Annotated in this window: 9 protein-coding genes and 1 tRNA gene; 4 read left to right on the top strand and 6 right to left on the bottom strand. The window is 34.2% G+C overall.

All coding sequences use genetic code 11. The features are described from left to right. Window positions 1–36: 36 nt before the first annotated feature. Genes ABIK75_01350 through ABIK75_01375 form a run of 6 tightly spaced genes read right to left on the bottom strand, consistent with a single transcriptional unit; the run spans window position 37 to window position 5,049 of the window. The gene (locus ABIK75_01350; protein ID MEO0089742.1) at window positions 37–984 is read right to left on the bottom strand and encodes a D-alanine--D-alanine ligase; all 948 of its coding nucleotides are present in this window, start codon (window positions 982–984) and stop codon (window positions 37–39) included. After that, window positions 974–1,213, bottom strand: coding sequence for an Lrp/AsnC ligand binding domain-containing protein (locus ABIK75_01355; protein MEO0089743.1), 240 nt, complete (start codon window positions 1,211–1,213; stop codon window positions 974–976). The genes ABIK75_01350 and ABIK75_01355 overlap by 11 nt, the downstream gene beginning before the upstream one ends. 13 nt (window positions 1,214–1,226) lie before the next feature. Then, window positions 1,227–1,487 carry an Lrp/AsnC ligand binding domain-containing protein gene (locus ABIK75_01360; protein MEO0089744.1) on the bottom strand — a complete coding sequence of 87 codons (261 nt, stop codon included), beginning with the start codon at window positions 1,485–1,487 and terminating at the stop codon, window positions 1,227–1,229. A 48-nt stretch (window positions 1,488–1,535) separates the two neighbouring features. Further along, window positions 1,536–2,930, bottom strand: coding sequence for an NADPH-dependent glutamate synthase (gltA, locus tag ABIK75_01365; GenBank protein MEO0089745.1), 1,395 nt, complete (start codon window positions 2,928–2,930; stop codon window positions 1,536–1,538). Window positions 2,931–2,956: 26 nt separating this feature from the next. Beyond that, window positions 2,957–3,793 (bottom strand): sulfide/dihydroorotate dehydrogenase-like FAD/NAD-binding protein, encoded by an 837-nt coding sequence (locus ABIK75_01370; protein MEO0089746.1) that lies wholly within the window; start codon window positions 3,791–3,793, stop codon window positions 2,957–2,959. Between the two features lie 5 nt (window positions 3,794–3,798). Continuing rightward, on the bottom strand, window positions 3,799–5,049 hold the full coding sequence (locus ABIK75_01375; protein MEO0089747.1) for a Glu/Leu/Phe/Val dehydrogenase: 1,251 nt from the start codon (window positions 5,047–5,049) through the stop codon (window positions 3,799–3,801). Between the two features lie 114 nt (window positions 5,050–5,163). Between ABIK75_01375 and ABIK75_01380 the strand changes: the two genes are divergently transcribed. From ABIK75_01380 to ABIK75_01395, 4 genes are all read left to right on the top strand, one after another. Next, entirely contained in the window at window positions 5,164–5,607 is a 444-nt protein-coding gene (locus ABIK75_01380) for a hypothetical protein (GenBank protein ID MEO0089748.1), read from the top strand. Between the two features lie 22 nt (window positions 5,608–5,629). Further along, window positions 5,630–6,103 carry a TspO/MBR family protein gene (locus ABIK75_01385; protein MEO0089749.1) on the top strand — a complete coding sequence of 158 codons (474 nt, stop codon included), beginning with the start codon at window positions 5,630–5,632 and terminating at the stop codon, window positions 6,101–6,103. Between the two features lie 531 nt (window positions 6,104–6,634). After that, window positions 6,635–6,707, top strand: a tRNA-Asn gene (locus ABIK75_01390). A 52-nt stretch (window positions 6,708–6,759) separates the two neighbouring features. Continuing rightward, window positions 6,760–6,901 (top strand): type I restriction-modification system subunit M N-terminal domain-containing protein (locus tag ABIK75_01395; protein MEO0089750.1); only part of this gene is annotated, 142 nt, incomplete at its 3' end.

The following is a 6,901-nucleotide window of genomic DNA, read 5'->3' on the forward strand; positions in this document are numbered from 1 at the left end:
AAATTTAACTAAAATTTTTTAAAAAATCAATAAAAGTTAAATTAAAGCCGTTTTTAGGATTTTTAAAATAACTTCATCATAAGAGATACCGGCACATTCTGCTTCTTTTGGTAGGTCAGAAAGTTCGGTAAGTCCCGGTAAAGTATTTATTTCTAAGAAATAGGGTTTTTGGTTATTCTTTACTACCAAATCAATTCGGGAATAACCTTTGGCACCAATAATTTTATGGGCTTTTAATGAAAGTTCTTGGATTTTTAAACTTGTTTTTTTGTCCAATCTTGCCGGTACGATAAATTCGGTTTCTCCTTTGGTATATTTTGCCTTATAAGAATAAAATCTTTCTTTCTTAGGAACCAGTTCTAAAATTGGTAAAGGTTTATCATCAAGAATTCCACAAGTGGCAATCATCCCTTCAATATACTCTTCAAAGAATATATCACCAAATTCTCTTCTTAAAATTTTTGTTCTTTGTATTAATTTCTTTTTGTTGTCAATAATTTCTACTCCGACACTCGAGCCTTCGTATCTTGGTTTAACGACAATAGGAAAACCTAATTTTTTTTCGGCTAAAGTTACTTTCTCTACCAAATCTTCGTTTCTATTTAGAGTAACAAATTTGGGCGTAGGGATTTTTCCATATTGAAATAGAATTTTTGTTAGTATTTTATCCATTCCCAAAGCCGAAGCCAAAACACCAGAGCCAGTATAAGGAATTCCGAGTAATTCTAAAAAACCCTGAATTGTGCCGTCTTCACCGGGTTTACCATGGAGGGCAATAAAGGCAATATCGATTTTCGCTTCGGTTATCTGTTTATGAAAATTTCGGCCAATATCAATAAGTTCATATTTTAAACCAATTCTTGCTAATGCCTTAGCAACATTCTTAGCAGTTAAAAGCGAAATCTCCCTTTCTTTTGACCAACCACCGCAGATAATTCCGATCTTTTTATTTTTTAAATATTGAATTAACTTTTTATTGTTCAAAATGGATTATTGTGCAGGTAAGGGTTCTTTCTACTCCGGAAATGGTTTGGATTTTTTCAATCACGATTCGACCCAAAGTATTAAAATCAGGAGCCTTAATTGTTGCGATGATATCAAAAGGTCCGGCAATTGCGTCCACATGGGTAATTTCTTTAATTTTTGATAATTCTTCATACACATAACGAGCCTTACCTGCTTGGACATTAATTAAAATATATGCCTCTGCCATTTTTAACTCCTTTTTAAAAAATTAATCCAGTAATATCCTCTTTGCCAATTGCTACACAAGTTATTGTTTCGTCAACACCATCAATTGTTCTAATCTTTTCGTCCACGATTACGGCAATAGTTTCAATTTCTGTTGCTTGGATTATTGCAATAATATCGTAAGGACCCAGAACCATTTCTGCATATTGGACATTAGGAATTTGGAGTAATTTATTTAAAACCTCTTTTGTTTTTCCGGGTAGACAATTAATTAAAATAAAAGCTGTTCTTTTCATTTTTTTCTAGTTAAGTTTAATTTTTAATTAAATTTAAATTTAAATTTTTTACCAAATACCTGTTTTTAAATATTCATCAATTGCTCGGGCTGCCACTTTACCAGCTCCCATTGCTAAGATTACGGTTGCCGCACCAGTAGCAATATCGCCGCCGGCAAAAACCCCTTTTTTAGTGGTTTTACCAGTGTTTTCGTCAACAATAATATTTCCGTGTTTACCAACTTCAATTCCTTTGGTTGTTTGCGGAATTAAGGGATTAGGACTTTGACCAATAGCAACAACGACGGTATCAACTGGTATTTTGAAGTTAGAATCGGGGATAGGTATTGGTCTTCTTCTTCCACTATGATCCGGTTCACCAAGTTCCATTTTGATACATTCCATTTCTTTTACCCGACCATTTTCATCGGCATAATATCTTACCGGTAATGTCAAAAAATGGAAAATAACCCCTTCTTCTTCGGCTCTTTCAATCTCTTCGATACGGGCGGGCATTTCTGCTTTGCTTCTTCGGTAAATAATCATTGATTTTTCTGCACCTAATCGTAAAGCGGTTCTTGCGGCATCCATCGCAACATTTCCACCACCAATCACTGCTACATTTTTACCTCTAACAATTGGTGTATCATATTCGGGAAAGAGATAGGCTTTCATTAAATTAACCCGAATAAGATACTCATTTGCCGAATAAATACCCGTATAATTTTCGCCAGGGATATTCATAAACCAAGGTAAACCCGCACCCGTGCCAATAAAAACTGCATCAAATTCTTCTAATAGTTCATCAACGGTTTTGGTTTTACCAACGACAAAATTACAAACAATTTTTACTCCTAAGGCTTTTACATAATTCACTTCTCTTTCAACAATCTTTTTAGGAAGACGAAATTCGGGAATTCCGTAAACCAAAACACCACCTGGTTTATGAAGAGCCTCAAAAATAACAACTTCGTGTCCCATTTTTGCTAATTCTGAGGCACAAGTTAAACCTGCCGGTCCACTACCAACAACTGCCACTTTTTTCCCGGTTTTCTTTTCAATTTTTGGAATCTCCATTAATCCTTGCTCTGCTTCCCAATCGGCAGCAAACCTTTCTAATCGACCAATACCCACTGGTTCATGTTTTTTCCCAAGAACACATTCCTTTTCGCACTGGTCTTCTTGAGGACAAACGCGACCACAGATTGCCGGTAAACTATTTTTATCCTTTAAAATTCTAATTGCCTCTTTAAAATTGCCTTCTTTAATTTTGGCAATAAAACCCGGAATATCAATCTCTACCGGACAACCTTTTACACAGGGCGGTTTTTTACATTGGAGACATCTTTTTGCTTCAGTGATTGCTTCTTCTGGTGTATATCCCAAAGGAACTTCGTTAAAATTTTTAATTCGCTCTTTTGGTGGTTGTTCCCGCATTGGAGTTTTTTTCGGACTTACTGCCATTTTTCCTCCTTTAATATCCACCCATTTTATTGGATACCCATTTTCTCTTTAAATAATTTCAGAGAAATTTTTTCTTCTTCTAAATAGGTTTTTAATCGTGCCATTAATAAATCGTAATTTACCAAATGACCATCAAATTCTGGTCCATCCACACAGGCAAATTTTGTCTCGCCACCAATCTCAACTCGGCAGATCCCACACATTCCAGTGCCATCAAGCATCATCGCGTTTAAAGAAACAATCGTTTTAATATTATAATTTTTTGTTAACTCGGAAACCGCCTTCATCATAATTACCGGTCCAACGGCAATTACTCGGTCAATTTTCTTTCCAGTATCCAAAATCTTTTTTAAGGCATCGGTCACCAAACCTTTCATTCCATAGGTTCCATCATCAGTAGTGATACATAACTCATCGGAAACTTCTTTCATTTCCTTTTCCATTATTACCAATTCTTTGGTTCGGGCACCGATAATTGAGATCACATAATTACCAACTTTCTTTAATGCCCGAGCAACTGGATAGATTTCCGGAGTTCCCACGCCACCGCCAATACAACAGACAGTACCAAATTTTTCAATTTCTGATGGTCTTCCCAAGGGTCCTACGAAATCTAAAATATCGTCTCCTTCTTTAAGAAGACCTAACTGATAGGTAGTTTTGCCTACTTCCTGAAAGACAATCGTGACCGTTCCTTTTTCTCGGTCAAAATCACCAATAGTTAATGGGATTCTTTCACCTTTTTCATCTATTCGGATAATAACAAATTGTCCGGGTTGGGCTTTTTTTGCTATCTCCGGAACTTCAACAATAAACTTCTTTATATTAGGAGCCAAAATCTCTTTTTTAAGAATTTTTGCCATTTTATTTATACCCAGCCACGAAGTTTCATTGCCTCAACAACTCTGGAAACGGCTACTAAGTAGGCTGCTATTCTTGTGTTAACTTTTTTCTTCTCATACATTTCTACAACACTCCAGAAGGCTTTGGTCATTTTTTGGTCAAGTCTTTGGTGAACTTCTTCTAAGGTCCAGTAATAACCAGTAATATTTTGAACCCATTCAAAATAAGAAACAGTAACACCACCAGCATTGCATAGAAAATCGGGAATCACAAATATTCCTTTGCTGTGTAAGATTTCGTCGGCTTCCGGCGTAGTAGGTCCATTAGCGGCTTCAGCAACAATTTTTGCTTTAATTCTTGGAGCATTATCCTTCGTAATCACATTTTCTAATGCTGCTGGCCAAAGTAAAGTCACATTAAGTTCCAAAAGTTCTTCATTAGTTATTTTATCTGCTTTTGGGTAGCCAACAACAGTTCCATTTTTATTTTTGAACTCTAACACATCATAAGGGTCAAGTCCATTTTTATTATAAATTCCACCTTGCGAATCAGAAACAGCAACGATTTTTGTGCCCAAGATTTCTTTGGAAAGGATAGCAGCAAAAGAGCCAGCATTACCATAGCCTTGCACGGCAGTTGGCGCATCTTTTAGGTCAATTTTTAAGTATTTTGCTGCTTCTCTGACAGTATAAATTCCACCACGAGCAGTAGCATCATTTCTTCCTAAAGAACCACCAAGGGGGACTGGTTTACCGGTAATCACACCCGGACAATAATAACCACGAAGTTTAGAAAATTCATCCATCATCCAAGCCATAATCTGGGGGTCGGTATATACATCCGGTGCTGGAATATCTTTTTCTGGACCAATAAATTCACCTAAAGCCCTAATATATCCCCTTGCCAATTGCTCTTTTTCCCTTAAAGACATCTCTTTCGGATTACAAACAACACCACCTTTACCACCACCATAAGGAAGGTCTAACAAAGCAGTTTTCCAAGTCATCCAAGCAGCCAAAGCCCTTACCGTATCAAGCGTCTCTTCTGGATGGAATCTAATGCCACCTTTACAAGGTCCTTTTGCATCATTATATTGGACTCGGAAGCCTTTAAACACTTTCACTTCACCGTTATCCATTCTAACGGGAATTAAAACCGTCATTTCCCGCATTGGCTCTCTTAAAATCTGATGGGTTGCCTTGTCAAGTTTTAAAATTTCTGCTGCTTGGTCAAGTTGTTTTTGGGCGATTTCAAAGGGGTTTAATTTTTCTGCCATTATTCCTCCTTTTAATTTTAAAATTTAAATTTTTAACTTAAATTATACTATTTTAAAAATAAAAATCAAATAGATAGACTTTGCTAAAAACCAATTATTTTATTATAATAACTTATGAAAAAGATTATAAAATATTTCAAGGAAGAATTTGGAATAGAGGAAGAGGTTTTTAAAGATTATGAGTTTTATGAATATAAAAATAGTATCTATTTAATGACCAAAGAAGCAAAAGATTTTAACTGTGAAAAGATAATAAGAAAAGGGATAAGAATAGCGCGATTGGTAAGAAACGGAATAAAACCAACAATTGATGGTATTCAGATTTTTGGTCGTTATGCGAAAAAGAACATTATCTATCTAACCGAAGAAGATTTAAAAAAAGTTCTTTTGGGACAAGACCTTCATTTGGAATTAGATATACCCAATGGTTATAAGATATTATTCTACAAAAATTATCCGATTGGTGTTGGTTATTATCGGAATAAGAAGTTGAAAAACCAGATACCTCGTTCAAGAAGGATAAATTTAACAGACATCTCAATTTCCTTGAAAAAATAGATATTTTAGGTTAAAATCCTAAATGGGTAAAATTTTAAAATTATTGCTCTCAATTTTGATTTGCCAAGTTGCAGGAATTTTAGGTTCAATCTTTACTACTCCTGCCATTCCTACTTGGTATCTCCAACTTAATAAACCGCCTTTTACTCCACCAAATTGGCTATTTGCTCCGGCTTGGACGACACTTTTCTTACTAATGGGAATATCTTTATATTTAGTATGGAATCAAGGTTGGGAGAATAAACAAGTAAAAAAGGCTATTCTTATTTTTGCTATTCAACTAATATTAAATATCCTCTGGTCATTTATCTTCTTCACCTTAAAATCCTTGCTTTTTGCCTTTATTGAGATAATTATTCTTTGGATAGCGATATTATTAACAATTATTAATTTTCAAAAGGTTTCCAAGCCATCTGCCTATCTTCTATTACCTTATCTTCTCTGGGTTAGTTTTGCTTCGGTATTAAACTTCTCACTACTAACTCTTAATTCATAAGCAGAGTTTTTTGTCGCTGGTTAAAATATCGTTACTAATCAATCCCAAAATATAAATATACTATTAAATCTTAATCTCTAATTAAAACACTAATCTTTTCATTCTTGAAAACTGAAATGAAAAAATTATTAATTTCTTCGTTGTTATTAGATATTCTCATCTTTTTCTTTACCATCTTTTTATTAGTGATAAATATTAAATAGTATAATATCTCCTATACAGCCCCCTTTTCAATAGAAAGTAAAATCCCCTTGTCTGATTAATCTGGTTTTTAGATTATATTTAAAAGGAGATTTATCTATCTATTAATTCGTTAAGCACCTCCGCTTTAAGTTTCTTCTTAATAATAGTCTTAATAATTTTAAATAGGTATCTTTTGCCATAATTATTTCCCTTTATATCTTCCATATATATAATACGGAAAAACACCCCAAAAGGTTACCACTTTTTTTATATTATTCTTTTTGAAAAAGATTAAAGGAGTAGTTCATAATTTGACTTTTAGATAAATTTTATTAAAATAAATTAACTTCCCCGGTAGCTCAACAGGTAGAGCATCCGGCTGTTAACCGGAGGGTTGCAGGTTCGAGTCCTGCCCGGGGAGTTAATAAAATAATATTTAATTTTTATAGTAAATGAACCGATTGGAGGCATAAATGAAAAAAGAAAAAGATTTAAATTTCGAAGATAAACTCTGGAAAGGAGCAGATAAGTTAAGAAAAAAAATTGAGGTCCATGAATATAAATATGTAGTTTTAGGACTTATATTTTTAAGATACCTTTTCTTTGCCTTTGAGG

The organism is candidate division WOR-3 bacterium, from assembly GCA_039801725.1.
GTDB lineage: Bacteria > Hydrothermota > Tepidihabitantia > Tepidihabitantales > DTDR01 > DTDR01.

Bases quoted from the DNA above. Each gene is read 5' to 3' on its own strand.
- ABIK75_01385 (MEO0089749.1), top strand. From the start codon at position 5,630: ATGGGTAAAATTTTAAAATTATTGCTCTCAATTTTGATTTGCCAAGTT.
- ABIK75_01375 (MEO0089747.1), bottom strand. From the start codon at position 5,049: ATGGCAGAAAAATTAAACCCCTTTGAAATCGCCCAAAAACAACTTGAC.
- gltA (MEO0089745.1), bottom strand. From the start codon at position 2,930: ATGGCAGTAAGTCCGAAAAAAACTCCAATGCGGGAACAACCACCAAAA.
- ABIK75_01380 (MEO0089748.1), top strand. From the start codon at position 5,164: ATGAAAAAGATTATAAAATATTTCAAGGAAGAATTTGGAATAGAGGAA.
- ABIK75_01355 (MEO0089743.1), bottom strand. From the start codon at position 1,213: ATGGCAGAGGCATATATTTTAATTAATGTCCAAGCAGGTAAGGCTCGT.
- ABIK75_01360 (MEO0089744.1), bottom strand. From the start codon at position 1,487: ATGAAAAGAACAGCTTTTATTTTAATTAATTGTCTACCCGGAAAAACA.
- ABIK75_01370 (MEO0089746.1), bottom strand. From the start codon at position 3,793: ATGGCAAAAATTCTTAAAAAAGAGATTTTGGCTCCTAATATAAAGAAG.